Source organism: Micromonospora sp. WMMD956, from assembly GCF_029626125.1.
GTDB classification, from domain to species: domain Bacteria; phylum Actinomycetota; class Actinomycetes; order Mycobacteriales; family Micromonosporaceae; genus Micromonospora; species Micromonospora carbonacea.
This window is the reverse complement of the sequence record NZ_JARUBI010000005.1, coordinates 1,551,106-1,575,419: the sequence shown is the minus strand read 5'-3', so window position 1 is coordinate 1,575,419 and position 24,314 is coordinate 1,551,106. Positions and strand designations below refer to the sequence as shown.

Below are 24,314 nucleotides of genomic sequence, written 5' to 3'. Positions count from 1 at the left end.
GAGGACGCCCCGTGACCCAGCCCGCCCTGTTCAGCGCCGCCGCCCCGGCGCCCCGGGCCGCCGACTCCGGCCCCCGCTACACGCCGGTCGAGCTGGCGAGGCTGCTCCGGCTGCCCGCGCCCACCCGGGAGCAGGCCGCGATCATCGCCGCGCCGGTCGAGCCGCTGCTGGTGGTCGCGGGGGCCGGCTCGGGCAAGACCGAGACGATGGCCGCCCGGGTGGTCTGGCTGGTCGCCAACGCGTACGTCCGGCCGGAGCAGGTCCTCGGCCTGACGTTCACCCGTAAGGCGGCCGGCGAGCTGGCGCACCGGGTGCGTACCCGGCTCGACCAGTTGGTGCGCCGGCTGGGGCGGCGGGGCCGCGACCCGCTCGACGACCCGCTGGCCGGCGAGCCGACGGTGTCCACCTACCACTCGTACGCGGGCCGGATCGTCACCGAGCACGGGCTGCGCGCCGGGTACGAGCCGTCCACCCGGCTGCTCACCGAGGCGTCCCGCTGGCAGCTCGTGGACCTGCTGGTGCGCAACTACGACGGCGACATGACCGGCGTGGACCGGATGCCCAGCACGATCACCGACGCGGTGCTGGCGCTGGCCGGCGAGCTGGACGAGCACCTGGTCGACCCGGACGCCCTGGCCGCCTGGACGGGCCGGTTCTTCGCCGACGTGCAGTCCCGCCCCGGCCGCGTCTACGCCGACGTGCGCCGGGCGCTCGCCCTCCAGCAGACCCGGCTGAAGCTGCTGCCGCTGGTCCGCGCGTACGGCCGGCGCAAGGACGACTTCGAGGCGATGGACTTCGCCGACCAGCTCGCCCGGGCGGCCCGGGTGGCCCGTGACCATCCGGCGGTCGGCGCGATCGAGCGAGACCGGTTCCGGGTGGTGCTGCTCGACGAATACCAGGACACCAGCCACGCGCAGGTGGTGCTGCTCAACGCGCTGTTCGGCGGCGGTCACCCGGTGACCGCCGTCGGTGACCCCTGCCAGTCGATCTACGGCTGGCGCGGGGCCAGCGCGGGCACCCTGGACCGCTTCCCGGCCGAGTTCGCCCGCGCCGACGGCACGCCCGCCGCCGTGCTGGGGCTCACCACGAGCTGGCGCAACCGCCCGGAGATCCTGGGGGTGGCGAACGCCCTGGCCACGCCGCTGCGGGCGGCGGGCGCCCGGGTGCCGGAGCTGCGCGCGGCGCTGAGCGTCGCCGAACCGATCGGCCACCGCACGCCGGGTGGCCTGGCCGCCGGCACCGTGCACTGCGCGCTCCTGCCGACGTACGCCGACGAGGCCGACTGGATCGCCGACAGCGTCCTCGCGGCGTGGCGGGGGGCGGCCGGGATGCCGGGCGCGTCGCCCGAGCACGTCCCGGTGCGGCTGCGACCCACCACCGCCGTGCTGGTGCGGCTGCGCAGCCAGATCCCCGCCCTGGCCACGGCGCTGCGCGCCCGGGGGCTGCCGGTCGAGGTGGTGGGGCTGGGCGGGCTGCTGGACACCCCCGAGGTGCGGGACGTGGTGTGCACCCTGCGGGTGCTCGCCGACCCGACCGACGGGGCGGCGCTGCTGCGGCTGCTGACCGGGGCGCGCTGGCGGATCGGGCCGCGCGACCTGGTGGCCCTGCACCGGCGGGCCCGGTCGATCGCCGGCCAACGCCGCCGGCTCGCCGCCGGGGACGAGCCGGAGATCGCCGTGGACCTGCTCGACGAGGCCACCCTCGTGGAGGCGCTGGCCGACCTGGGGCCGGCGCAGGCGTACTCGGACCAGGGCTACGCGCGGCTGCGCGCGTACGGCGAGGAACTGGCCCTGCTGCGCTACCGGCTGGACCAGACGCTGCCGGAGCTGATCGCGGACGTCGAGCGGACCATCGGCCTGGACGTGGAGGTGGCGGTGCGGGCGGGCCGGGACGGCACCGGCGACGCCGGCCTGGCCCGGGGCCACCTGGACGCCCTCGGCGACGTGGCGGCCCGGTTCAGCGGGGAGTCCCCGGCGGCGACCCTGTCGGGGTTCCTGGCCTACCTGTCCGCCGCCGAGGACGAGGAACGCGGCCTCGCCCCGGGCGAGGTGGAGGTGGTCGACGGCGCGGTGCAGATCCTCACGGCGCACGCCGCGAAGGGCCTGGAGTGGGACGTGGTGGCGGTCGCCGGCCTGAGCCGGGGCGTCTGGCCGGGGCCGGTGCGCAACTCCGATCACTGGCTGGGCGGGCTGGGGGTGCTGCCGTTCCCGCTGCGCGGGGACGCCGACGGGCTGCCCGAGCTGGGCCTGGCCGACGCCGCCGACCAGCGCGCGGTGGCGCGGGCGCTGGCCGACTTCACCGACGCGTGGCGGGCGCACGACGAGCGGGAGGAGCGCCGCCTGGCGTACGTGGCGGTGACCCGTCCCCGGCGGCTGCTGCTCTGCTCCGGCTACTGGTGGGGCGAGGGGACGAAGCGTCCGCGCGGCCCGTCGGCGTTCCTGCGGGAGGTGCACGACGCGTGCTCCGGCGACGGGCTGCTGGTGGACCGGTGGGCCCCGGAGCCGGCCGGTGACGCGGTGAACCCGACCACGGAGGTGGTGCTGCGCGCCGAGTGGCCGGCGGATCCGCTGGGCGGGCGTCGTCCGGCGCTGGCCGAGGCCGCCGCGTTGGTGCGCCGCTTCCTCGCCGACCCGGACGCCGCACCGGCCGCCCCCGGTGGCGGGGCCGCCGTTCCGGACGGGGGACCAGCGGCCCCCGGTGGCGAGGCCGCCCTCCCGGCCGCCGGACCGACCGCTCCTGGTGGCGGGGCCGCCGTCCCGGATGGCGGATCCGGCGGCCCAGACGGGGGGCGGGGGCCGGTCGTCGCCGAGGACCCGGAGGTGGCGCGCTGGCGGCGGGAGGCCGACCTGCTGCTCGCCGAGCGGGCCGAGCTGGTCGCCGGGGCGGGGGCGGTCGAGGTGGCCCTGCCCGGGCAGCTCTCCGTCACCCAGCTCGTCGCGCTGCGCCGCGACCCGGCGGAGCTGGCCCGCGCCCTGCGCCGGCCGATGCCCAGCGCACCGAACCCGTACGCCCGGCGGGGCACCGCGTTCCACACCTGGCTGGAGCAGCGCTTCGGCGCGGACCGGCTGCTCGACGTGGACGAGCTGCCCGGGGCGGCCGACGCCGACGCCGCGCCGGACGAGGCGCTCGCGGAGTTGCAGGCGCGCTTCCTGGCCGGCGAGTGGGCGCAGCGGGTGCCGGTGGAGGTGGAGGTGCCGTTCGCCACGGTGATCGCCGGGGTGGTGGTGCGGGGCCGGATGGACGCCGTCTTCGCCCGGCCGGGCGGGCGGTTCGACGTGGTCGACTGGAAGACCGGGCGGCAGCCCTCGGGGGCGGCGGCCGAGGCGGCGGCGGTGCAGCTCGCCGTCTACCGGCTGGCCTGGGCCGAGCTTGCCGGGGTGCCGGTCGACCGGGTCGGCGCGGCCTTCCACTACGTGCGGGACGGCGCGACCGTCCGCCCGGCGGACCTGCTGGACGCCGACGGCCTCACCGCGCTGGTCGCGGCCGTGCCGGAGGTCGCCCGCGACCAGGTCGCCGCAGGCGCCGTCGCCCCGGTGGACGCCGCGGCGGGCGGTGCGCGGTCGGCAAGTTTCCGGTGACGGGAGACGGGCGGCGTGATCCGTGATAGTCTGGCTGCGTTGCAGTTATGGTTCCCAGAGACTCTGTGTGCGCCTGGCGGATTGTGGCCCCAGGCGCTCTTTGTTGTGTCCGGAGTTCTCCGGGCGGGGCGAACCAGAAGCGACAGGTGGTCCGCGCACCCCGCGCGGAGCGCTCCTCTTCGGGCCCGCAACAGGTGCGGGTCCGACGTTCCGTCAAGGAGACGAAACACATGGCAATTGGCACCGTCAAGTGGTTCAACGCTGACAAGGGCTTCGGCTTCATCACCCCGGACGGCGGCGGCGCCGACGTCTTCGCCCACTTCTCGGCGATCCAGACCTCCGGCTACCGGAGCCTGGACGAGAACCAGCGGGTCGAGTTCGAGATCACCCAGGGCCAGAAGGGCCCGCAGGCGGAGAACATCCGCCCGCTCTGATCTCCGGCACCCGTTCCACCCGTAACATCCGTCGCGCCCTCCGGGCGTGACGACGTGGCCGGTCCGCCCCTCGTGCGGCGGGCCGGCCACGACCCCATTCGGTTCGTGCTTGTGAGTCCCGGCGGCCCCGTCCGCCGGTCGACAGCGCCGCCCCGGCGCCCTCCCTCGACACGTGCCGCGTCGAGGAAGGCTCTGCCATGACCACCGTTCTGCCCTCTTTCTCCGCCACTGGCCTGGCGCCGGCGCTGCTCGCCGAGCTGACCACGCAGGGCATCACCGAGCCGTTCCCGATCCAGGCGGCGACGCTGCCGGACTCGCTGGCCGGCCGGGACGTGCTCGGCCGGGGCCGCACCGGCTCGGGCAAGACCCTCGCCTTCGGGCTGCCGCTGCTGCACCGCACCGCCGGCCGTCGCGCCCGCCCGGGGCGTCCGCTGGCGCTGGTGCTGGTGCCGACGCGTGAGCTGGCCCAGCAGGTGACCACCGCGCTCGCCCCGTACGCCCGGGTGCTGGGGCTGCGCGTCGCGACCGTGGTCGGCGGCCTGTCGCTAGGGCGGCAGGCGGACGCGCTGCGCGCCGGCGCCGAGGTGGTCGTGGCGACCCCCGGCCGGCTGCACGACCTGATCAACCGCGGTGACGCCCGGCTCGACCAGGTGGCCGTGACGGTGCTGGACGAGGCCGACCAGATGGCCGACATGGGCTTCCTGCCGCAGGTCACCAAGCTGCTGGAGCAGGTGGCCGGCGACGGCCAGCGGATGCTCTTCTCCGCCACCCTCGACGGTGGCGTGGACAAGCTGGTCCGCCGGTTCCTCACCGACCCGGTGTCGCACTCCGTCGACCCGGGCACCGCCACGGTCACCGCGATGACGCACCACGTGCTGCACGTCGAGGCGGAGGACAAGCCGGCCACGCTGACCCGGATCGCGGCCCGCGAGGGCCGCACCATCCTGTTCATGGGCACCAAGCACCGCGCCGACCGGCTGGCCCGGCAGCTCCTCGCCAAGGGCGTGCGCGCGGCGGCCCTGCACGGCGGCAAGTCGCAGCCGCAGCGCACCCGGATCCTGGAGCAGTTCCGCACGGGCCAGGTGACCGCGCTGGTCGCCACCGACGTGGCGGCCCGGGGCATCCACGTCGACGGCCTCGACATGGTGGTCAACGTCGACCCGCCGACCGAGGCGAAGGACTACCTGCACCGGGGCGGGCGCACGGCGCGGGCCGGCGAGTCGGGCACGGTGGTCACCCTGGTCCTGCCCGAGCAGCGCCGGGAGGTGTCCCGGCTGATGGCCACCGCCGGCATCCGGCCGCAGGCCACCCAGGTCCGCCCGGGCGAGGAGGCGGCGCTGGCCCGGGTCACCGGCGCCCGGGAGCCGTCGGGCGTGCCGGTGACCGTCGTCGCCCCGCCGCCGCAGCGGTCCGCCCCGGCGACGTCGGGCCGGGGCTCCCGGTCCGCCCGCGCCGCCCACGGCGCGGCCGCGTCCGGCGGCGCGTCCCGTCCCGCCGGCGGGCAGGGCGACACCCCGGCCGGCCGCGACGCGGCGGCCGGCGAGGGCCGGCGCGCCGGGCACCGCGCGTCGGGCCGGTCGCGTCGCCCGCGTCGCCCCCGTTCCGCCTGACCGTCCGCCGGTCGGGAGCCGCACCCCTGCCTCTGGCTGATTCGAAAACCAGGCGTGCCTGAGCCGATAATCAGAAGGCTGAGTCGGGAATCAGGCAGGCGCGGGTCCGATCGGCGACTGTCGCCCGCGCGCCTGGTGGACGATGCTAGCCGTGGGGGAACACGGCCGGTGGGGACCGGCCTTGCTGGGGGGAGGAAGACCATGACGGCCGACGTCGAGTCGGGGGCGGCACGGGAGTTGCTGGTGGTGCTGGCGGTCGCGGGGGCGGGACTGCTGCTTGCCACGGCGGCGGCCTTCTCGCCGTGGCACCCCGCCCGGAGCGCCCGGCCGCCCGCCGGGGTGGTGGGGCTGCACAACCCGGACGGGGCGGACGCGAAGCTCACCGGCGCCGTCATCGAGGTGACCGACCGGTCCGCCGGCTGAGCCCGTGGCGGTCCGCCGGCCGAGCCCACACCGCTCAGCCGGCGGACCGCCCGATCAGGCCCCGCCGACCGGGTCGACGACGGGCGTCCTGGCCGTCGCCCCGGCCCCGTCCCGCGCGGTCGGCGTCGGGTCGTCCTCCCCGGTGAGCAGAGCGGCCAGGGTCGTGCGGTCCACCACCAGGGCGATCGCCCCGTCGACCGCCAGCCACACGTCGCGCAGCCCGGCGGCCACCCCGTGATAGCCGGCCACCTCGGCCGGCAGGCCGCGCACCGAGGTGAGCGACCCGCCGACCGCGCGGAGCACGTCCCCGACGCTGATCTCGGCGGCCGGCCGGGCCAGGGCGTAGCCGCCGTCGGTGCCCCGGTGGCTGAACAGCAGCCCGGCCCGCCGCAGGTCGAGCAGGATGCCCTGGAGGAAACTCAGCGGGATGGCCTGGCTCTCGGCCAGGGCCGCCGCCTTGACCAGCTCGCCGCCGGGCGCGGGGCGCGGGCTGCGGGCCGCGGCGGCGACGGCCAGCATGGCCCGGAGCGCGTAGTCGCTGCGCGCGGAGACGTACACGTCACTGCCCGGCCTGGTCCAGCACGCCCCAGCGGCGTCGGATCGCCTGGTCCGCGGCCCCGAACGCGGCGTCGACCCCGAGGCCGACGACCAGGATGACGATCATCGTGGAGAGCAGCCAGGGCGCGTCGGCCAGTTCCCGGGCGTACGTCAGTTGCGCGCCGAGCGAGGTCTGCGAGATGCCCACCACGATCAGCTCGCCGGCCATCAGGCTGCGCCAGGAGAACGCCCAGCCCTGCTTGAGCCCGGCGACGATGGCGGGCAGGGCGGCCGGGGCGATGACGTACCGGTAGAGGTTGAGCCCCCGGGCGCCGAGGTTGCGCCCGGCCCGTTGCAGCAGCGGCGGCACGTAGTCGACCCCGCTGATCACCCCGTTGGCGATGGACGGGGCCGCGCCGAGCACCACGACGAAGAAGATGGCCTTCTCGCTCAGCTCGAACAGCAGGATCGCCAGCGGGAACCAGGCGATCGACGGCATGGTCTGCAACGCGGTGATCATCGAGCCGATGGCCGCCCGCAGCACCCGGAACCGGGCCACGGCGAGGCCGAGCAGCAGGCCGACGCCGACGGAGAAGACGTAGCCGAGGGCGGCCCGGCGCAGGGTGGTGACCAGGCCGTCCCAGAGCTGCGCCCCGCTGGCCTGGCGGACCAGCTCCTGCCAGACGGGGCTGGGCCCGGGCAGCGAGTACGGCGGCCAGATCTCCGCCCACACCACGACCTGCCAGGCGGCGATGGCGATGGCCAGCGCGGCCAGCTTCGGCCAGGTGGACGCCCAGATGGTGGCGGCCCGGGTGGTCGTCTTCTGCCGGCCGGCGATCTCCAGCGCGTCGAGGCCGGAGATCTCGGCGTCGGCGCGCGCCTCGGCGATCGTGTCACTGGCCATGGCGGCCCACCTCCGTACGGAGCCGGTCGGTGACGTCGGCGGCGATCGACGCGATCTCCGGGGAGTCGATGCGTCGGGGCCGGGGCACGTCGACCCGGGTGGAGTAGATGATCCGGCCGGGCCGGCTGGAGAGCAGGATGATCCGGTCGGCCAGCCGCGCCGCCTCCCGGACGTTGTGCGTCACGAAGAGCACGGTGAGCTTGCGCTCGGCCCAGATCCGTTCCAGCTCGTCGTGCAGGATGTCGCGGGTCATCGCGTCGAGCGCGCCGAACGGCTCGTCCATCAGCAGGACCGGGGTGTCCAGGGCGAGGGTGCGGGCGAGCGCGACCCGCTGCCGCATGCCGCCGGAGAGCTGGTGCGGGCGCTTGCGCCCGAACTCGGCCAGGTGCACCGTGCGCAGCAGCTCGGCGACCCGTTCCCGGCGCTGCGCCCGGGGCAGCCGGCGCAGCTTGAGCGGCACGTCGACGTTGCCCTCGACGGTGAGCCACGGGAAGAGGGCGGACTCCTGGAACATCAGGCCGGGGTTGACCCCGTCGCCCAGCTCGATCCGGCCGCTGCTGACCTTGTCCAGGCCGGCGACCAGGTTGAGCAGGGTGCTCTTGCCGCAGCCGGAGGCGCCCACGAGGCAGACGAACTCGCCGGGGGCGACGTCGAGGGAGACCCCGTCCAGGGCGAGGACGGCGTGCTCGCCCTGCCCGTACACCTTGGTGACCCCGTGCAGCGCGACCGAGCCGGTCGCGCTGCGGGGCGTCGTCGTGGTCGACGTCATGGTTGGACGACCTCGGGCTTGCCCTGGTTCTTGAGCACCTCGTTGAGGTACTTCAGGTCGTAGAGCCCGTCGAGGCTGACCGGCTGGGTCAGCTCGACGGCGACCGCGTGGTCGAGGCCGGCCTTCAGCGAGGAGGCGATGGGGTCGTTGGTGAACTCCAGCGTCGGCCACGCCTGCTTGATCAGCTTCACGTCGAGCGGCTTGCCGGTGATCTTGCCGATGTGGTCGGAGATGGCCTGCTGCGACTCGTCGGGCCTGGAGTTGACGAACTCGTTGGCCGCCACCTGGCCCTCGACCAGCTTCTTCACCACGTCGGGGTGGGCCTTGAGGAACTTGGTGGAGACGATCAGGTTGGTGATGACGAACTTCTTGTCCGGCCACAGGTCGCGCTCGTCGACGAGCACCTTGCCGCCGGCGTTGACCAGCCGGGAGACGAACGGCTCGGGCACCCAGGCCCCGTCGATCGCCCCGCTGCTGAACGTCTCCACGGTCTGTGCGTTCTCCTGGGGGACGACCCTGACGTCGCCGCCGCCCTCCTTGGTGGCGGTCAGGCCCTTCTCCCGCAGCCAGTAGCGCAGCGCCACGTCCTGCGTGTTGCCGAGCTGCGGGGTGGCGATCTTCTTGCCCCTGAGCTGCTCGACGGAGGTGATCTCCGGCTTGACCACCAGGGCCACGCCGCCGGACGCCGCGCCGGAGATCACCCGGACCGCCTCGCCCTTGGACTTGGAGAACGCGTTAACCGTCGGGTTCGGACCGATGTACGTCGCGTCGAGCGCGCCGGAGAAGATGGCCTCGATGGCGGCCGGGCCGGCGTTGAAGGTCTTCGTCTCCAGCTTGACGTCGCCGCCGAGCTTCTCGGCGAAGATGCCCTTCTCCACCCCGACGACCGCCGGTGCGTGGGTGATGTTGGGGAAGTAGCCCAGCCGGAGCGTGACCGGGCCGGAGCCGCCCGCGGCCGCGCCGTCGTCCTCGCCGCAGGCGGCGGTGGCACCCAGGGTCGCCGCGCCCACCACGGCGAGGGTGGCCAGGGTGACCGTCCGACGGAGGGGTAGCCGTCTCATCGTCTGTCCAATCCGCAGTATTCCTACTTAGTTGGTAGGAAGACTGGGGCAGGTCCTGGCCGGCGTCAAGGGCCGTCCACATCGCGGGATTAGCGCTCGAAATTATTCCCGCTTTTCCTACCTTCTTGCTAGGTTTGTTCGACGTGACCTTCCACTGGTTCCTCCCCACCTCCGGCGACGGGCGCCAGGTCGGCGCCGCCACCGTCACGGCCGGCGCGGCCCGGCACGAGCGGGCCGCCACCGTCGGCTACCTGGCCGAGGTCGCCCGCGCCGCCGAGGCGGCCGGCTTCGCCGCGCTGCTCACCCCGGTCGGCTCCGGCTGCCCCGACCCGTGGATCGTCTGCGCCGCCGTCGCCCAGCACACCGACCGGATCGGCCTGCTGGTCGCGGTGCGGGCCGGATTCGCGCTGCCCACGCTCGTCGCCGCCCAGGCCGAGGCGTTCCAGGCCGTCTCCGGCGGGCGGCTCGCGCTCAACGTCGTCACCGGCGGCGACCCCGCCGAACAGCGGGCGTACGGCGACTTCCTCGACCACGACGACCGGTACGCGCGCACCGGCGAGTTCCTCGACGTGCTCCGCCGCACCTGGCGCGGCGTGCCGTTCGACTTCGCCGGCGCGCACTACCGGATCACCGGCGGCGGCCTGCCCGCCCCGCTGGCCGACCCGCCGCCCGTCTACCTCGGTGGGGCGTCCCCGGCCGCCGAGGCGGTGGCGGCCCGGCACGCCGACGCGTACCTCATGTGGGGTGAGCCGCCGGCCGCGGTCGCCGCCCGGGTGGCCCGGGTGCGGGCCCTGGCCGCCGAGCGGGGCCGCGCCCTGCGCACGGGCCTGCGGCTGCACGTCATCGCCCGGCCGACGGCCGGCGAGGCGTGGGCGGAGGCCGACCGGCTGTTGGCCGGGATGAGCCCCGGGCGGATCGCCGCCGCGCAGGCCCGGTTCCGCCGGATGGACTCCGTCGGCCAGGCCCGGATGGCCGCCCTGCACGGCGGGACCGCCGACGCGCTCACCGTCGCGCCGAACCTGTGGGCCGGGATCGGCCTGGTCCGCGAGGGCGCCGGCACCGCGCTCGTCGGCAGCTACGCCGAGGTCGCGGCCCGGATCGACGAGTACGCCTCGCACGGCGTCGACGAGTTCGTCCTCTCCGGGTGGCCGCACCGCGAGGAGGCCGAGCGGGTCGGCGCGGAGGTGCTGCCCCGGGTGGCCGCCGTCGCACCCGTGGGCTGAGCCGACGCGCTAGGGTCGACCCGTGGCGGCGCGGAGATCCAGAATTCCAGCGACGAAGTATCCGGTCGAGCGGTTCACCCTCGGCAACGGCCTGCGGGTGGTGCTCACCCCCGACCGGAGCGCACCGGTGATCGGGGTGGCGGTCGTCTACGACGTCGGCATCCGCTCCGAGCCCGAGGGGCGCACGGGCTTCGCCCACCTCTTCGAGCACCTGATGTTCCAGGGCTCGGAGAACCTGGAGAAGCTGGCCCACTTCCGGCACGTGCAGGGCGCGGGCGGCACGTTCAACGGATCCACCCACCACGACTACACGGACTACTACGAGACGCTGCCGAGCAACGCCCTGGAGCGGGCGCTGTTCCTGGAGGCCGACCGGATGCGCGGCCCCCGGCTGACCGAGGAGAACCTGCGCAACCAGGTCGACGTGGTCAAGGAGGAGATCCGGGTCAACGTGCTCAACCGGCCGTACGGCGGGTTCCCCTGGCTGACCCTCCCGCCGGTCATGTTCGACACGTTCCCCAACGCGCACGACGGCTACGGCTCCTTCGACGACCTGGAGTCCGCCACCGTCGACGACGCGGCCGACTTCTTCCGCCGCTACTACGCCAGCGGCAACGCCGTCCTCGCCGTCAGCGGCGACGTCGACGTGGCCGAGGCCACCGCGCTGATCGAGCGGCACTTCGGCGACGTGCCGGCCCGGCCCGCCCCCGACCGCCCCGACTTCGCCGAGCCGGACCTGACCGCCGAGCGGCGCTCGTCGTACACCGACGCCCTGGCCCCGCTGCCGGCGGTGGCCTCGGCCTGGCGGGTGCCCGACCCGGTCACCGACTTCGCCGGCTACCTGCCCTACGTGGTGCTCGCCGAGGTGCTCACCGACGGCGACGCGTCCCGGCTGGTCGAGCGGCTGGTCCAGCGCGACCGCGCGGTGACCAGCCTCGGCGGGTACGTGGGCTTCATGGGCGACCCGTTCGACGTGCGCGACCCCACCGCCCTGCTGCTCCAGGCGCACCTGCCGCCCGGCGGCGACGTCGACAAGGTGCTGCGCACCGTCGACGAGGAGCTGGACCGGCTGGCCACCGACGGCCCGGCCGCCGGCGAGCTGGCCCGCACCCAGGCCCGGATGGCCACCCACCTGCTGCGCGACACCGACGCGGTGCTCGGCCGGGCGCTGCGGATGGCGGTGCTGGAGCAGCAGCGCGGCGAGCCGGGGCTGCTCAACGACCTGCCCCGGCTGGTCGGCGAGGTCACCGACGAGCAGGTCCGGGCCGCCGCCGCCACCCTGCGGCCGGAGCGCCGCGCGTCCGTCGAGGTTGTTCCTGGGAGTGCCCGATGAGTGTGGCAGACGTGTCGCCTCGGGCGTTGCCGCCGCTCGGCCCCAACCGCAGGCTCAAGGTGCCGAAGCAGGCCGAGCGGAGGCTCGGCAACGGGCTGACCGTCATCGCGGTGCGCCGCCCGGCCGTCCCCCTGGTCGAGCTGCGGCTGTGGATGCCGACGGGCCGGACCCACCTGGCCCGGGGCGCGATGCTCGCGCAGACCATGCTCTCCGGCACACAGTCGATGACCAGCGTGCAGATCGCCGCCGAGCTCCAGGCGGTCGGCGGCGGGCTGTCGGCCGGCATCGACCCCGACCGGCTGATGCTCTCCGGCGCGGGCCTGGTCACCGGGCTGGACCGGATGCTGGAGATCCTGGCCGACGTGCTGACCGGCGCGACGTACCCGGGTCAGGAGGTCGGCACCGAGCGGGACCGGCTGGTCGACCGCATCCAGGTGGCGCAGAGCCAACCGGCCCACCTGGCCCGCACCGCCCTGCTGCGCCGGGTCTACGGCAAGCACCCGTACGCGGTGCAGACCCCCGAGCCGGAGCAGGTGCGCGCGGTCCGGCCGGCGGCGCTGCGCCGGCTGCACGCCGAGCGGGTCCACCCGGCAGACGCGGTGCTGGTGCTGGTCGGCGACGTGCAGCCCGAGCGGGCCCTGGACGCCGCCGAGAAGGCCCTCGCCGCCTGGAACGGTGGCGGCCACACCGCCGAGCTGCCGCCCGCCCCGCCGCTGGAGCCGGGCCCGCTGCTGCTGGTCGACCGGCCCGGCTCGGTGCAGTCGTCGCTGCGGATCGCCCTGCCGGCGGTGCCCCGCACCCACCCCGACCACGCCGCGCTGCAACTGGCCAACCTGGTCTTCGGCGGCTACTTCTCCTCCCGCTGGGTGGAGAACATCCGGGAGGACAAGGGCTACACGTACGGGCCGCACTCGCTGGTCGAGCACTCGGTGGCCGGGTCGGTGCTGGTCGCCGGCGCCGAGGTGGCCACCGAGGTGACCGGGCCGGCGCTGCTGGAGACGACGTACGAGCTGGGCCGCCTCGCCACGCTCCCGCCGAAGCCGGACGAGCTGGAGCAGGCCCGCCAGTACGCCCTCGGCACCCTCCAGCTCGGCATGTCCACCCAGGCCGGGTTGGCGTCGCTGACCAGCGCGTTCGCGGGCAGCGGGCTGCGCCTGGAGTTCCTCGCCGAGCACGCCGCCCGGCTGGCGAAGGCCACCGTCGACGACGTGGCCGAGGTGGCCCAGCGCTACCTGGCCCCGACCGGGGCGGTCACGGTGGTGCTCGGCGACGCCGAGCGGATCGCCCCCGCGCTGTCGGCCATCGCCCCGGTCCGCACCGAGCCGGTCCGGCCGTGACCGCCGTGGGCGGGCCGCACCGGGGCGGGGGCGGGGAGACCGCCCCGCCGCTGGCCCGCTCCACCCTGGACCGGGCCGCGCACCGGCGCACCGACCCGCAGTGGCTGGCCGAGGCGTGGGAGCGGGCCCGGGTCCTGGTGCTCGACTCCGCCGCCGACGGCCGGGCCCTGGTCCGCGCCGGGGCCTCCCCGCCGGAGCTGGTGCTGCTCGGCTCGGGCGAGCTGCCCGAGGTGCCCCGCTCCGTGCCGATGTTCCTCGGCGTCGAGCCCGACGGCGTGCCCGTGTTCGCGGTGGACTCGCCGCTGCCGGAGCTGCCGGGCACCCGGGCGGTGGGCCTGCGGGAGGTCGGGCACCTGCTGCTGGACCGGGACGCCGGCATCTTCACCGCCGCGCTGGCGCTGACCAACTGGCACGCCCGGCACGGCTTCTCCTCGGTCACCGGCCAGCCGACCCGCGTCGACGAGGCCGGCTGGTCCCGGGTGGACGAGACCGGCGACCGGGTCTGGCCGCGCACCGACCCGGCGATGATCGCGTTGGTGCACGACGGGGTGGCCGGGCCTGAGGGCGCCTGCCTGCTCGGCAGCAACGCGGCCTGGCCGCGCACCGGGGGGCAGCGCCGCTTCTCCTGCTTCGCCGGCTACGTGGAGCCCGGCGAGTCGGCCGAGGATGCCGTCGTGCGCGAGGTCGGCGAGGAGGTCGGGGTCGCGGTCGGGAACATCACGTACGCGGGCAGCCAGTCCTGGCCGTTCCCCGGCTCGCTGATGCTCGGCTTCGTCGCCCTGGCCGACCCGGCGCAGCCGGTGCGCGTGGACCCGACGGAGATCGCGTACGCCCGGTGGTTCACCCGCCGGGAGATCGGCGCGGCGCTGGCCGGGCGGCCGGTTACCGTCGACGACGACGGCGAGCACCTGCTCCTGCCCCCGCCGTCGTCGATCGCGCTCTTCCTGATCCACCGCTGGCTCGACGGCCACTGCTGACACCGGCTCTTGGTGGCACCGGCTCCTGCTGACGGCGGCCCGGCGGCGATGGCCCTGGACGCGCCGGGTGACCGACGCGCGACCCGCGGGGGCAGCTCGCCGTCACCCTGAGTCGCAGAGCCCGCCCGCGTGGCCCGGGGCGGCAACCCTGCGTTCCGTCCCCTTTGCTCTGCACCCAGATCCGCAACGGTTGCGGATAGTGGTGGAACCGTCTGGTCGCCGCCGGCCGCCCTCTTGCAAGTCCGCTGCTCGCCATGGATGCCGCGTGGGTGGGTGCAGAGCAAAGGGAGCGCGGGAGCGTGGCGGGGGCCGAGAGGCGTGACGGAGGGTGAGATCGGCCAAAGCGCGGGAACGCCTCGGTCGTCAGTGCGGAGAGTGAGCGGCGGTGGAGGCGGGTCAGCAGCGTGCCGGGTCAGCAGGGGGCGGGGCCAGCAGCGGGCCGGGTCGGGCGGGGCCGGGCTCAGCGGGGAGCGGCGTCGTCGATCGGCAGCACCTTGACGCGCTGCCTGCCGCGGCGGACCGCGCCCACCGTGGACAGGGCCCGGGCCAGCAGCAGGGCGGCCTCCCGGTCCTCGGCGTGCACCACCTGGCGGCGCGGCTCGGGGGAGACGGTCTCGTCGCGCACCCGGCCGCCGCCGGCCCAGGCGACCGCGATGTCGACGTCTGCGGCGGCACGGATGTCGGTGCGAACGATCAGGAACCGCATGGTGGTCTCCGATGCGACGGTGACGGGCGGCACTCGGTGGAAGTTCCACGTCACTCTGTCGACACATGTTACGCCCGACCGGCGTCCCAGCAAGTGGAACGAGGCGTTCGGCGGCCCGGATCCCCCGATCGGATGACGGCGCGCCGAACCTGGTCGCGGGCCCGGACACGGATCGGGGCCGCCGGCACGGGCCGGCGGCCCCGATCGGGCCGGCACGGTCAGCTCAGGTCGAACTGCCCGTTCTTCGTGCCGGCGAGGAAGCCCGCCCAGCCGGCGCGGTCGAAGAGCAGCACCGGGCCGCCCCGGTCCTTGCTGTCCCGCAGCGCCACGGCCGCCGGGCCGCCGCGCAGCGGGGCCACCTCGACGCAGTTGGAGGTCTGGCTGCGGGTGCTGGTCCGCCAGGGCGCGTCGGCCAGCCGCCGGGCGAGAACGGAGGACACGTCGGGGATCTCGTTCATGGTCTGCTCCTGATTGGACTGTACCGATGGAACGAGTGGCTGCGCGCGGCCGGGCGGGCCGGGTCCGGCGTCGCCTCGGCGGGTCACCGATCCGTCAGGCGGTCGGAGTGCCGGCGGCGTTGGGCCGGCGCCGTTGCCGACCCGTTGGCCGCCGTGGACGGGCCTGCCGCCTCGGCCAGCCGCCCCGCCGCCTCGAAGAGCCAGGAGGTGGTGTCCGCTGCGGAGAGCGCCGCCGAGCGCAACCACTCGAAAGCCACTTTATAGGCATTTAGGGTGTTTGCCTCGGTCGACATGGCGTTGGTGAAGCCACCTTCTATCGCCAACGTCTCCGGATCGAGCGGGTCGGCGAACCGGTAGATCGAGAACGCCGTCGGCGGGAGGTACCAGTTGCCGATCGGGGTGTCCCGCAGCAGCACGTGCAGGGTGACGTGCGGCAACACGGCCAGCTCGCAGAGCTGGGCGAGCTGTTCCCGCAGCACCTCCGGCGGGCCGGCCCGCCGGCCCAGCGCCGACTCCTCCAGCACCGCCGTGTAGCGCGGCGCGTCGTCGGGGTGGCTCAGCAGCGACTGCCGGGCCACCCGGGCGGCCACCTCGTCCTCCGGCGACCCGACGTGCTCCGACTCGCCGGCCCAGAACTCGACCTGGCGGGCGGAGACGATCCGCAGCCGGGCGTACCCGATGGTCTGCAACAGCCCCGGCACCAGGACCGGGTTGTACTCCAGGATCTCGGCGCAGCCCGCCTCCAGCTCGGCGAAGCTCCGCTGCTGCGGGGTCATCACCGAGTATCTGCGCAGCCAGCCCCGCATGTCCCCGGCCTCGCCGGTGATGCCGAGCAACTCGTCACGCTGCGCCTCGGTCACGCCGAAGAGGTCGAGCAGGGCGGCGACGTCGGCGGGGTCGGGACGGCTGCGGCCGTTCTCCAGTCGGGACAGTTTCGACGCGGATGCCCAGCCGACCCGCGCGATGACCTGGTCACCGGTCAGGCCAGCGGCTTCGCGCAGCTTACGCAGCTCAAGGCCCAACCTGCGGCGGCGCAGCACTGGGCTCGGTCCGGTAGGAGGCACGGTGTCCTCATCTCCGTCGACCGCCGCGGGACGCGACGGTAACTGTATGAAATTCGCCCCCCACGGTCAGTATGGACGGCGCGGCCGGCGTCGGGAGCCTCCGACAGGCGCGTGTCTTCCAGAAACCGTCCCGCCCGACAACCGAGAACCCCCTCCCCGCCCCGAGAAGAGGAACCCGATGCGCACCGTCCTGGGTCGCCCCGACTTCCGCCTGCTGTTCGGCGCGCTCCTGGCCAGCATGGCCGCCGAGTCGATCCTGCTGCTCGCCCTCGCGATCTGGGTCAAGGACCTGACCGGCTCCGACGGGCTGGCCGGCGCGACCATCTTCGCGATCATCGCGCCGATGATGCTCGCGCCGCTGGTCGGCTGGGTCGTCGACCGGTACCCCCGGCGGCCCTTCTTCGTCGCCGCGAACCTCGCCACCGCCGCCCTGCTCACCCCGCTGTTCGCGGTCTCCCGCCCCGGCGACATCTGGATCATCTACGTGGTGGCGGGCCTCTACGGGCTGTCGTACCTGACGCTGAGCGCGGCCCTGGCCGGGCTGATCCGGCAACTCGTCCCGGTCGAGCTGCTGGCCGACGCCAACGGCGTGCTGCAGACCGTGCGACAGGGACTGCGGCTGGCCGGCCCGCTCGCCGGGGCCGCGCTCTACGCCGCCGTCGGCGGCTGGCTGCTGGCCGGGCTGGCGATGGCCGGCTTCGTCACGGCCGCCGCCGTGGTCGCCCTGCTACGCGCGCCCGAGGACACGCCCGCCGACGGCGGGTCGCGCTGGACGGCCGAGCTGGGCGCCGGGCTGCGGCACCTGGTCGGCGAGCCGGCGCTGCGCCGGGCCCTGCTCGGCTACGGCCTCGGCTCGCTGGTGATGGGCTTCACCGAGTCGCTGATCTTCGCGTACGTCGATCAGGGCCTGCGCCGCGACGCCGCGTTCGTCGGCGTGCTGGTCACCGTGCAGGGCCTCGGCGGCCTGGTCGGCGGCCTCTTCTCCGCCGCCCTGGTGCGCCGCGCCGGTGAGGTCGGCGCGCTGGCCGTCGGGGTGACCCTGTTCGGTCCCGCCGCCCTCGCCCTGGCCTACCCGGCCCTCTGGCTGGGGTTCGCGGCGCTGCTGCTGGCCGGGCTCTCGCTCCCGCTGATCACCGTGGGCCTCAACACGCTGATCCAGCGCCGCACCCCGGCGGGCCTGCTGGGCCGGGTGGTCGCGGCGGCGGAGGCGCTGGTCAGCGGCCCGCAGGCGGTCTCCATCGGAGCCGGCGCGCTGCTCGTCGGCGTGCTCGACTTCCGGCTGCTGTTCGTGCTCGTCGGCGTGGTCACCACCGGGGCCGGCGTCTTCCTGTGGCGGGGCCGCCGGCTCTCCGCGCCGCCCGCGCCCAGCGTGCCCCGCATCCCGCTGCAACGCCGGCCCGCCCCGGCCGCCGGGTCCGAGGCCGAGCCGCAGGTGGCGCGCCCCGCCCGCTGACGCGCGGAGGTGGCCGCCCCCGGCCTGGGCGCGGCCACCTCCGGACGGGCGCGGGGCCCGGTCAGCCGGGCAGGCCGGCGAGGTGCTGCTTGACCTGGGTGATCGACGGGTTGGTGAGCGCGCTGCCGTCGGCGAAGCGCAGCGTCGGGACCGTCTGGTTGCCGCCGTTGACGCTCATCACGAACTCGGCCGCCTTCGGGTCCTGCTCGATGTCGACCACCTGGTAGGCGATGCCCTCCCGGTCGAGCTGCGACTTGAGCCGGTGGCAGTAGCCGCACCACGGGGTCGAGTACATCGTCAACATGATCGCGTCCTCCAAGGTCCGTTCCGCCCGTCCGGTCAGGCCAGGCTAACCGCTGCAACATCCGGGGGAGCTGAGATGATTCCTCGCTGTGGGGGTTCACTCAGGCTCGGAACGGGTGCTCGCCGGGCTGGACCCGGAGCAGCGCGCCGCGGTGACCGCCCCGGCCGGCCCGGTCTGCGTCCTGGCCGGCGCCGGCACCGGCAAGACCCGCGCGGTCACCTCCCGCATCGCCCACCGCGCCCTGACCGGCGAGGTCTCCGGCCGGCACGTGCTCGCGGTCACCTTCACCGCCCGCGCTGCCGCCGAGCTGCGGGCCCGGCTCACCGCGCTCGGGGTCGGCGGGGTGCAGGCGCGCACGTTCCACGCCGCCGCGCTGCGGCAGGTGCGCTACTTCGCGCCCCGCCTGCTCGCCGGGCGGGCCATGCCGGAGCTGCTGGACAGCAAGGCGCGGATCGTCACGCTCGCCGCCGCCCGGGTCGGCCTGCGTGCCGACCGGGCCGCCGCCCGGGACCTGGCCGGCGAGATCGAGTGGGCCAAGTCGTCCCTCGTGGAGCCGGGGGAGTACGTGGCCGCCGCCGCCAAGGCCCTGCGCGACACTCCGCACGAGCCGGCGAAGGTGGCCGAGGTCTTCGTCGCGTACGAGAAGCTCAAGCGGGCCAACGGCGTCATCGACTTCGAGGACATGCTGCGCGCCGCGGTCTGGGGCATCGAGGAGCACCCCGACGTCGCCGAGCAGGTCCGGGGGCAGTACCGGCACTTCGTGGTCGACGAGTACCAGGACGTCAACCCGTTGCAGCAGCGGCTGCTGGAGGCGTGGCTCGGCGGCCGGGACGACCTGACCGTGGTCGGCGACGCCAGCCAGACCATCTACTCGTTCACCGGGGCGACCTCGGCCTACCTGGTCGACTTCCCCCGCCGCCACCGCGGGGCGACCGTGGTCCGGCTGGTCCGCGACTACCGCTCCACCCCGCAGGTGGTCGGCCTGGCCAACGCGGTGATCTCCCAGGCCCGGGGCACCGAGGCGCGGCTGCGGCTGGAGCTGGTCGGGCAGCGCCCGCCGGGCCCCGAGCCCGAGCTGCGGATCTTCACCGACGAGCCGGCGGAGGCCGCCGCCGTGGCGATCCGCTGCAAGGCCCTGGTCGACGCCGGCACCCCGGCCCGGGAGATCGCCGTGCTGTTCCGCACCAACGCCCAGTCCGAGGCGTACGAGAAGGCGCTCACCGAGGCCGAGGTGCCGTACGTGGTGCAGGGCTCCGAGCGGTTCTTCGAGCGGGCCGAGGTGCGGCAGGCGATGGTGGCGCTGCGGGCCGCCACCCGTTCGATCCCCGGCGAGACCCCGCTGCGTGACGCCGTGGTGGAGGGGCTCGCCGCCGTCGGCTGGGCCCCCGACGCCGCCCCGGCCGGCGGCGCGGCCCGGGAACGCTGGGAGGCGCTCGCGGCCCTGGTGCAGCTCGCCGAGGAGCACGCGGCCAGCCCGCCCGTGCTGCCGATCGGCGAGGCCGCCGCCGTGCAGCGCCTCGTGACGCTGGCCGACTTCAACGACGAGCTGGCCCGCCGCGCCGCCGCGCAGCACGTGCCGACCGTCGAGGGGGTGACCCTGGCGTCCCTGCACTCCGCCAAGGGCCTGGAGTGGGACGCCGTCTTCCTGGTCGGGCTCTCCGAGGGCACCCTGCCCACCACGTACGCGCGCACCGCCGAGCAGGTCGAGGAGGAACGCCGGCTGCTCTACGTCGGCATCACCCGCGCCCGGGCGCAGCTCTGGCTGTCGTACGCGGTGGCCCGCTCGCCGGGCGGCCGGGCCCGGCGGCCGTCGCGGTTCCTGCCCCAGCTCGACCGCTCCGGCGGTCCGACGGAGCGGGCCGGCGCGGCGACGCCCCGGCGGGCCGAGCGTCGCCGCAACCAGGTGGTGTCCTGCCGGATCTGCGGCGCGACGCTGCTCGCCGGCCCGGACCGCAAGCTCGGCCGCTGCCCGACCTGCCCCTCGGACATCGACGAGGAGCTGTACGAGCGGCTGCGCGACTGGCGGGCCCGGGTGGCCGCCGCGCAGAAGGTCCCCGCGTACGTGGTCTTCACCGACGCCACCATCACCGCGCTGGCCGAGCGGCGGCCCGGCCGGGCCGAGGAGTTGGTCGCGATCGCCGGCATCGGCCCCCGCAAGATCGGCCTGTACGGCGAGCTGGTGCTGGCCCTCGTGGCCGGCGCGGCGGTCGACGAGGTCTGCCCCGAGAAAACTTTGAAAATCGACCCGTAAATTCGTTTGCCCTCGCCCCGGGGCGAGGAATAGCCTCAGGGCACACCTCGCGAGCAGCGCCATTCCGGCTGCTCACGGGGGTGGAGACCCAGTCGGCATCGAGGAAACGTCAGGGAGGTGGCACCAATGGAGATCTACACCAACGAGCGTCCGCTGGCGCTGCCCGCTGCCGTCGCTCCGCTGTCGGCTGTCCGGGTGGTCCCGGCCGCTCGACCGTCGGCTCCGCAGGCGCACCAGGTCCAGGTTCAGGCCGAGCTGAACCTGACGGTCGCGCCGCTCACCGGAGCCGAGGGGACCAGTGGCTTCACGGGCATGGACATCGAGGGCGCCAAGCAGGGCACCGATGTCCGCGGCGTTCCACCTCGAGGTAGACCGGTCTGATCACCAGACCAACCGGCTCACCTCGAGGCCGCGGAACCCGCTACCGGGATCCGCGGCCTTAGTTTTTGCCCCGCCGAAGTACGTCGGCAATCCGATCCACGAGATCGAAGTGAGAGAGAGGTGACCGGGAGATGAGTCTGGCGTTGGCCCCCGTCGACCTGAGCGTCGAGCTGGAGGCGAACCTGCCCTGCCGGAAGTTCGACCCCGACCTGTGGTTCTCCGACCAGCCCGCCGAGCTGGAGCTGGCCAAGTCGCTCTGCGGGGACTGCCCGCTGCGCGTCGAGTGCCTCGCCGGCGCGGTCGAGCGGGCCGAGCCCTGGGGCGTCTGGGGCGGCGAGATCTTCGAGCGTGGCGCGGTCGTCCCGCGCAAGCGGCCCCGGGGCCGCCCGCGCAAGGAGGACGTCGCGCGCGACGCCGCACTGAAGGTCGAGGCCGAGGCGCGTCTGGCGGCCAGTGGGCTGTCCACGTCGCGGCACGCCGTCCGGTTGGCTGCCTGACACACCCGATCCGCACCACCCCGCCGGTGTCCACCGGCCCGAGCAAATCAGAGAAGGTCGATACCCATGCTGCACATTCCCCACGGCGCCGTCGAGCTGCAACTACTCCACGAAGCGTTGTCCCGGGCCCGAATGCCCCGGCCTCAGGCCGGTCGCATCACCACGAGCACTGAGGCAACCCGCACCACCCGAACCGCCCGTACCGTCGCGATGAACAGCCGCAACCAGTCGGCACGCGACCTGGGCGTCCACTGACCGATCACCACACCCGCGCGGGGCGGGTCGGCCGCCGGCCGACCCGCCCCGCGTCGTCGTACCGGGGCACCGCTACCGGCCCGCCCGTCGCCGCTCGTCAGGTGGCGCCTGCCGCCCGGCGCGGCCCGTGGCCCCGGATCAGCCGACCGGGGCGAAGCCCGGCAGCCAGCGCTCCAGGATCGACCGGTACGGCGCCTTCGCCTCCAGCTGGCACAGCACCCCGATCGAGCCGAGCGTCACCCGGTGGATCAGCAGGTACGACGGCGGCAGGTTGAGCTGCCGACCGAGCTGGTACGCGGGCGAGCGCGGGCTGGCCAGCCGGGTCGCCTCGGCCCGCAGCCAGGCCCGGGTGAACCGGAACTCCTCCTCGGCCACCGGATCCAGCATGGGCCGGATGAAGTCGAGCACGGCCTGGGCGTCGATCTGCTCCGTCCGGCTGACGAAGCCCTCCTCGCGCAGCCCGTCGACCACCGCGTCCGCCTCGCCGCGCAGGGCGAGCCCGGCCAGCCGGCCGATCGGCTCGGGCGTGCCCTCCGGCATCCGGGCCACCGCGCCGAAGTCGATGACGCCGAGCCGGCCGTCGGGCAGCAGCCGGAAGTTCCCCGGGTGCGGGTCGGCGTGCAGCAGCCCGGCGCGGGCCGGCGCGGACAGGTGCAGGATCGCCATGAGCCGGCCGGCCTCGTCGCGCTGCTCCTCGCTGCCCGCGCGGATGATCTCGGCGAGCGGGGTGCCCTCGATCCACTCGGTGACCAGCACCCGGGGGGTGGCGGTGAGCACCGCCGGAATGAAGATCTCGTCGTCGCCGGCGTACGCGGCGGCGAAGGCGCGCTGGGACTCTGCCTCCAGCTCGTAGTCCAGCTCCTCGGTGATCCGCTCCCGCAGCTCGACCAGCAGCGGCTTGACGTCCAGCCCCGGCTGGATCGCCCGGAACATGCCGCCCAGCCGGGAGAGCTGCTTGAGGTCGGCCAGCAGCGCGTCGCCGGCCCCCGGGTACTGGATCTTGACGGCGACGTCCCGGGGCGCGCCGTCGTCCGGGTCCCGCCACACGGCCCGGTGCACCTGGCCGATGCTGGCCGCGGCGGCCGGGGTGTCGTCGAAGGAGACGAAGCGCTCCCGCCAGGCCGGGCCGAGCTGCTCGGCGAGCACCCGGTGCACGGTGGCCGCCGGCAGCGGCGGGGCGGCCTCCTGGAGCTTCGTGAGGGCCTGCCGGTAGGGGGCGGCGATCTCCTCGGGCAGGGCCGCCTCGAAGACCGACAGCGCCTGGCCGAACTTCATCGCCCCGCCCTTGAGCTGGCCCAGCACGCTGAACAGCTGCTCGGCGGTGCGCTGCTGGATCTCGGCGGAGATCACGTCGGACGCCAACCCGGTGACGCGCTTGCCCATGCCGAGGACGGTCCGGCCGGCGAAGCCGAGCGGCAGAGCGGCGAGCTTGGCGGTCCGGGACACGGCCCGGCGCGGGATGTCGGTCACCCGGCCATTGTTACCGACTCGGCGGCCCTACGGCTGCTCCGCTGCCGGGCCGGGGCCGCCCGCCCCCGGATCGTGGCGGCCCAGCCCTCGTCCCGGCCCCGGCTCGTGGCGGCTTCGCCCTCGGATCGTAGTGGTCCCGGCTCCCCGGGATCGTGACCGTCCGTGGTGCCGCCGGGGCCCGCCCCGGGGGTCAGTGGCCCGGCCCGGGGGTCAGTGGCCCGGCCCGGCGCAGCGGCACGACGGGTGGGGCGGCCAGGCCCGCCGGCGAAGCCGGCCCGCCCCGGCGATCTCCACGGCGCAGCCGAGGGTCTCCGGCGTGCCGCCGTCGAGGTGGGCCAGTGCCTCGGCGGCGGCGTACCCGGCTGCGGCGAGCAGGGTAGCCGTCCCGCCGGCCTGGCCCGGGGCGTCGGTGGCGAGCTGCGCGGCGAGCGTCGGCCAGCCCGGGTCCCGGTCCGTGCGGTGCAGGTCGACGCAGCGCAGGCAGGGCCCGATCGGCGGACGGACCAGCGGCCCGACCGTGGGCACCCCCTCGCGGAGGCCGAGCAGCAGGTGCGGTTGACGGCGCTGGGCGAAACCGGCCGCGACGAGGGCCGCCGGCCGGTCGAGGCCGAGCTGGAGCACGAGGTCGGGCCGACCGCCGCGCAGCGGGCGGGTGACGGTGCCGGGGGCGACCCGGTCCACCGCGTCGCGTAGGGCGGCGGCGAGCGGCCGGCCCAGGTCGGCGGCGGCGAGGCCCGTGCCGACCAGGTCGGCCGGGCACACCGGCCCGGCCAGGTCCGGGCGCACGTGCCCGACCCCGGCCTGGGCGAGCGCGACGGCGACCGGCGCGCCGAGCCGCCCGCCGCCGGTGACCAGCACCCGCGCGGCCCGCCGTCGCCGCAGCACCTGGGCCGGCGTGCCGGGCAGCGCCGGAGCGGCGAAGGCCAACGCCCCAGCCTCCGCGCTGAGCCGCCGCCGCGCCGGGCCCGCGAGGTCGCGGGGAAGCAGCGTGTGCGCGGGTACGACCAGCCCGGCGGCGCGCAGCGCGTCGACGAGCCCGCGTGCCTCGTCCCGTGCCACGTCGGCCCCGGCGGCGTGGGCGAGCACGAGGCGTTCGCTGCGGGTGCCGTCGAGCAGGTCGAGCACCCGTACGGCGCGGGGGTTGGCCACCTCGACGAGGACCGCGCGGCCCGGCTCCAGGCCGAGCTGGAGCGTGTGCCGGTCCCGCCAGAGGCGGGTCAGGCCGGGCAGCAGGATGGGGCGGGGCAGCGGATCGCGGGTCATGACGACGAATCGTGACCGAGTCCCTG

The 24,314-nt window shown here is 75.3% G+C and carries 22 protein-coding genes; 12 read left to right on the top strand and 10 right to left on the bottom strand.

Going from position 1 to position 24,314, the window contains the following annotated elements:
• Positions 1-11: 11 nt before the first annotated feature.
• The 4 genes from O7628_RS07260 to O7628_RS07245 all read left to right on the top strand — a co-directional run bounded on the left by O7628_RS07260 (position 12) and on the right by O7628_RS07245 (position 6,045).
• Entirely contained in the window at positions 12-3,578 is a 3,567-nt protein-coding gene (locus tag O7628_RS07260; RefSeq protein ID WP_278129271.1) for an ATP-dependent DNA helicase, read from the top strand.
• Positions 3,579-3,808: 230 nt separating this feature from the next.
• Complete coding sequence (locus O7628_RS07255) at positions 3,809-4,012, top strand: cold-shock protein (protein WP_043965813.1); 204 nt, start codon at positions 3,809-3,811, stop codon at positions 4,010-4,012.
• 197 nt (positions 4,013-4,209) lie between these two features.
• Positions 4,210-5,622 carry a DEAD/DEAH box helicase gene (locus tag O7628_RS07250; RefSeq protein ID WP_278129269.1) on the top strand — a complete coding sequence of 471 codons (1,413 nt, stop codon included), beginning with the start codon at positions 4,210-4,212 and terminating at the stop codon, positions 5,620-5,622.
• A gap of 201 nt (positions 5,623-5,823) precedes the next feature.
• Positions 5,824-6,045 (top strand): hypothetical protein, encoded by a 222-nt coding sequence (locus O7628_RS07245; RefSeq protein WP_074472651.1) that lies wholly within the window; start codon positions 5,824-5,826, stop codon positions 6,043-6,045.
• 54 nt (positions 6,046-6,099) lie between these two features.
• Here O7628_RS07245 and O7628_RS07240 read toward each other — a convergent pair whose 3' ends face one another.
• From O7628_RS07240 to O7628_RS07225, 4 genes are read right to left on the bottom strand one after another with little or no spacing between them, the layout of a single operon-like run.
• Positions 6,100-6,603 carry an Rrf2 family transcriptional regulator gene (locus O7628_RS07240; RefSeq protein ID WP_278129267.1) on the bottom strand — a complete coding sequence of 168 codons (504 nt, stop codon included), beginning with the start codon at positions 6,601-6,603 and terminating at the stop codon, positions 6,100-6,102.
• 1 nt (position 6,604) lies between these two features.
• Positions 6,605-7,486, bottom strand: coding sequence for an ABC transporter permease (locus tag O7628_RS07235; protein ID WP_278129265.1), 882 nt, complete (start codon positions 7,484-7,486; stop codon positions 6,605-6,607).
• On the bottom strand, positions 7,476-8,255 hold the full coding sequence (locus O7628_RS07230; RefSeq protein WP_074472653.1) for an ABC transporter ATP-binding protein: 780 nt from the start codon (positions 8,253-8,255) through the stop codon (positions 7,476-7,478). The genes O7628_RS07235 and O7628_RS07230 overlap by 11 nt, the downstream gene beginning before the upstream one ends.
• The gene (locus O7628_RS07225; protein ID WP_278129264.1) at positions 8,252-9,316 is read right to left on the bottom strand and encodes an ABC transporter substrate-binding protein; all 1,065 of its coding nucleotides are present in this window, start codon (positions 9,314-9,316) and stop codon (positions 8,252-8,254) included. Before O7628_RS07225 ends, O7628_RS07230 begins: the two co-directional genes overlap by 4 nt.
• A gap of 143 nt (positions 9,317-9,459) precedes the next feature.
• Here O7628_RS07225 and O7628_RS07220 point away from each other — a divergent pair, with 143 nt between their 5' ends.
• From O7628_RS07220 to nudC, 4 genes are read left to right on the top strand one after another with little or no spacing between them, the layout of a single operon-like run.
• Positions 9,460-10,539 carry an LLM class flavin-dependent oxidoreductase gene (locus tag O7628_RS07220; protein WP_278129262.1) on the top strand — a complete coding sequence of 360 codons (1,080 nt, stop codon included), beginning with the start codon at positions 9,460-9,462 and terminating at the stop codon, positions 10,537-10,539.
• A gap of 22 nt (positions 10,540-10,561) precedes the next feature.
• The gene (locus O7628_RS07215; protein WP_278129260.1) at positions 10,562-11,872 is read left to right on the top strand and encodes a pitrilysin family protein; all 1,311 of its coding nucleotides are present in this window, start codon (positions 10,562-10,564) and stop codon (positions 11,870-11,872) included.
• A complete protein-coding gene (locus O7628_RS07210; protein WP_074472657.1) occupies positions 11,869-13,209 on the top strand; it encodes a pitrilysin family protein in 1,341 nt (446 codons plus the stop codon). Before O7628_RS07215 ends, O7628_RS07210 begins: the two co-directional genes overlap by 4 nt.
• A 5-nt stretch (positions 13,210-13,214) precedes the next feature.
• Entirely contained in the window at positions 13,215-14,186 is a 972-nt protein-coding gene (gene nudC, locus O7628_RS07205; RefSeq protein ID WP_278136247.1) for an NAD(+) diphosphatase, read from the top strand.
• 460 nt (positions 14,187-14,646) lie between these two features.
• On the opposite strand, the gene O7628_RS07200 is transcribed toward nudC, so the two are convergent.
• The 3 genes from O7628_RS07200 to O7628_RS07190 form a co-directional block, all read right to left on the bottom strand.
• Positions 14,647-14,892, bottom strand: coding sequence for a hypothetical protein (locus tag O7628_RS07200; protein ID WP_074472866.1), 246 nt, complete (start codon positions 14,890-14,892; stop codon positions 14,647-14,649).
• 218 nt (positions 14,893-15,110) lie between these two features.
• Complete coding sequence (locus O7628_RS07195; RefSeq protein WP_074472658.1) at positions 15,111-15,350, bottom strand: DUF397 domain-containing protein; 240 nt, start codon at positions 15,348-15,350, stop codon at positions 15,111-15,113.
• A gap of 83 nt (positions 15,351-15,433) precedes the next feature.
• Positions 15,434-16,414: a helix-turn-helix transcriptional regulator gene (locus O7628_RS07190; protein WP_074472659.1), complete on the bottom strand. Its 981-nt coding sequence runs from the start codon at positions 16,412-16,414 to the stop codon at positions 15,434-15,436.
• Between the two features lie 178 nt (positions 16,415-16,592).
• Between O7628_RS07190 and O7628_RS07185 the strand changes: the two genes are divergently transcribed.
• The gene (locus O7628_RS07185) at positions 16,593-17,867 is read left to right on the top strand and encodes an MFS transporter (RefSeq protein WP_278129256.1); all 1,275 of its coding nucleotides are present in this window, start codon (positions 16,593-16,595) and stop codon (positions 17,865-17,867) included.
• Between the two features lie 61 nt (positions 17,868-17,928).
• Here O7628_RS07185 and O7628_RS07180 read toward each other — a convergent pair whose 3' ends face one another.
• The gene (locus O7628_RS07180) at positions 17,929-18,171 is read right to left on the bottom strand and encodes a mycoredoxin (protein WP_043965836.1); all 243 of its coding nucleotides are present in this window, start codon (positions 18,169-18,171) and stop codon (positions 17,929-17,931) included.
• Between the two features lie 88 nt (positions 18,172-18,259).
• Here O7628_RS07180 and O7628_RS07175 point away from each other — a divergent pair, with 88 nt between their 5' ends.
• The 3 genes from O7628_RS07175 to O7628_RS07165 all read left to right on the top strand — a co-directional run bounded on the left by O7628_RS07175 (position 18,260) and on the right by O7628_RS07165 (position 21,300).
• Positions 18,260-20,422, top strand: coding sequence for an ATP-dependent DNA helicase UvrD2 (locus O7628_RS07175; protein ID WP_278129253.1), 2,163 nt, complete (start codon positions 18,260-18,262; stop codon positions 20,420-20,422).
• Between the two features lie 126 nt (positions 20,423-20,548).
• Positions 20,549-20,803, top strand: a complete 255-nt coding sequence (locus O7628_RS07170) for a hypothetical protein (RefSeq protein ID WP_178066325.1) — start codon at positions 20,549-20,551, stop codon at positions 20,801-20,803.
• A gap of 131 nt (positions 20,804-20,934) precedes the next feature.
• On the top strand, positions 20,935-21,300 hold the full coding sequence (locus O7628_RS07165; RefSeq protein ID WP_074472662.1) for a WhiB family transcriptional regulator: 366 nt from the start codon (positions 20,935-20,937) through the stop codon (positions 21,298-21,300).
• A 393-nt stretch (positions 21,301-21,693) separates the two neighbouring features.
• Here O7628_RS07165 and O7628_RS07160 read toward each other — a convergent pair whose 3' ends face one another.
• Positions 21,694-23,025, bottom strand: coding sequence for an AarF/ABC1/UbiB kinase family protein (locus O7628_RS07160; protein WP_278129250.1), 1,332 nt, complete (start codon positions 23,023-23,025; stop codon positions 21,694-21,696).
• Positions 23,026-23,235: 210 nt separating this feature from the next.
• Complete coding sequence (locus O7628_RS07155; protein WP_278129247.1) at positions 23,236-24,288, bottom strand: hypothetical protein; 1,053 nt, start codon at positions 24,286-24,288, stop codon at positions 23,236-23,238.
• Positions 24,289-24,314 lie beyond the last annotated feature (26 nt).

Coding starts and splice junctions, on each gene's coding strand:
- O7628_RS07255 (WP_043965813.1), top strand. CDS start 3,809: ATGGCAATTGGCACCGTCAAGTGGTTCAACGCTGACAAGGGCTTCGGC.
- O7628_RS07250 (WP_278129269.1), top strand. CDS start 4,210: ATGACCACCGTTCTGCCCTCTTTCTCCGCCACTGGCCTGGCGCCGGCG.
- O7628_RS07245 (WP_074472651.1), top strand. CDS start 5,824: ATGACGGCCGACGTCGAGTCGGGGGCGGCACGGGAGTTGCTGGTGGTG.
- O7628_RS07235 (WP_278129265.1), bottom strand. CDS start 7,486: ATGGCCAGTGACACGATCGCCGAGGCGCGCGCCGACGCCGAGATCTCC.
- O7628_RS07230 (WP_074472653.1), bottom strand. CDS start 8,255: ATGACGTCGACCACGACGACGCCCCGCAGCGCGACCGGCTCGGTCGCG.
- O7628_RS07225 (WP_278129264.1), bottom strand. CDS start 9,316: ATGAGACGGCTACCCCTCCGTCGGACGGTCACCCTGGCCACCCTCGCC.
- O7628_RS07210 (WP_074472657.1), top strand. CDS start 11,869: ATGAGTGTGGCAGACGTGTCGCCTCGGGCGTTGCCGCCGCTCGGCCCC.
- O7628_RS07200 (WP_074472866.1), bottom strand. CDS start 14,892: ATGCGGTTCCTGATCGTTCGCACCGACATCCGTGCCGCCGCAGACGTC.
- O7628_RS07195 (WP_074472658.1), bottom strand. CDS start 15,350: ATGAACGAGATCCCCGACGTGTCCTCCGTTCTCGCCCGGCGGCTGGCC.
- O7628_RS07185 (WP_278129256.1), top strand. CDS start 16,593: ATGCGCACCGTCCTGGGTCGCCCCGACTTCCGCCTGCTGTTCGGCGCG.
- O7628_RS07180 (WP_043965836.1), bottom strand. CDS start 18,171: ATGTTGACGATGTACTCGACCCCGTGGTGCGGCTACTGCCACCGGCTC.
- O7628_RS07170 (WP_178066325.1), top strand. CDS start 20,549: ATGGAGATCTACACCAACGAGCGTCCGCTGGCGCTGCCCGCTGCCGTC.
- O7628_RS07165 (WP_074472662.1), top strand. CDS start 20,935: ATGAGTCTGGCGTTGGCCCCCGTCGACCTGAGCGTCGAGCTGGAGGCG.
- O7628_RS07155 (WP_278129247.1), bottom strand. CDS start 24,288: ATGACCCGCGATCCGCTGCCCCGCCCCATCCTGCTGCCCGGCCTGACC.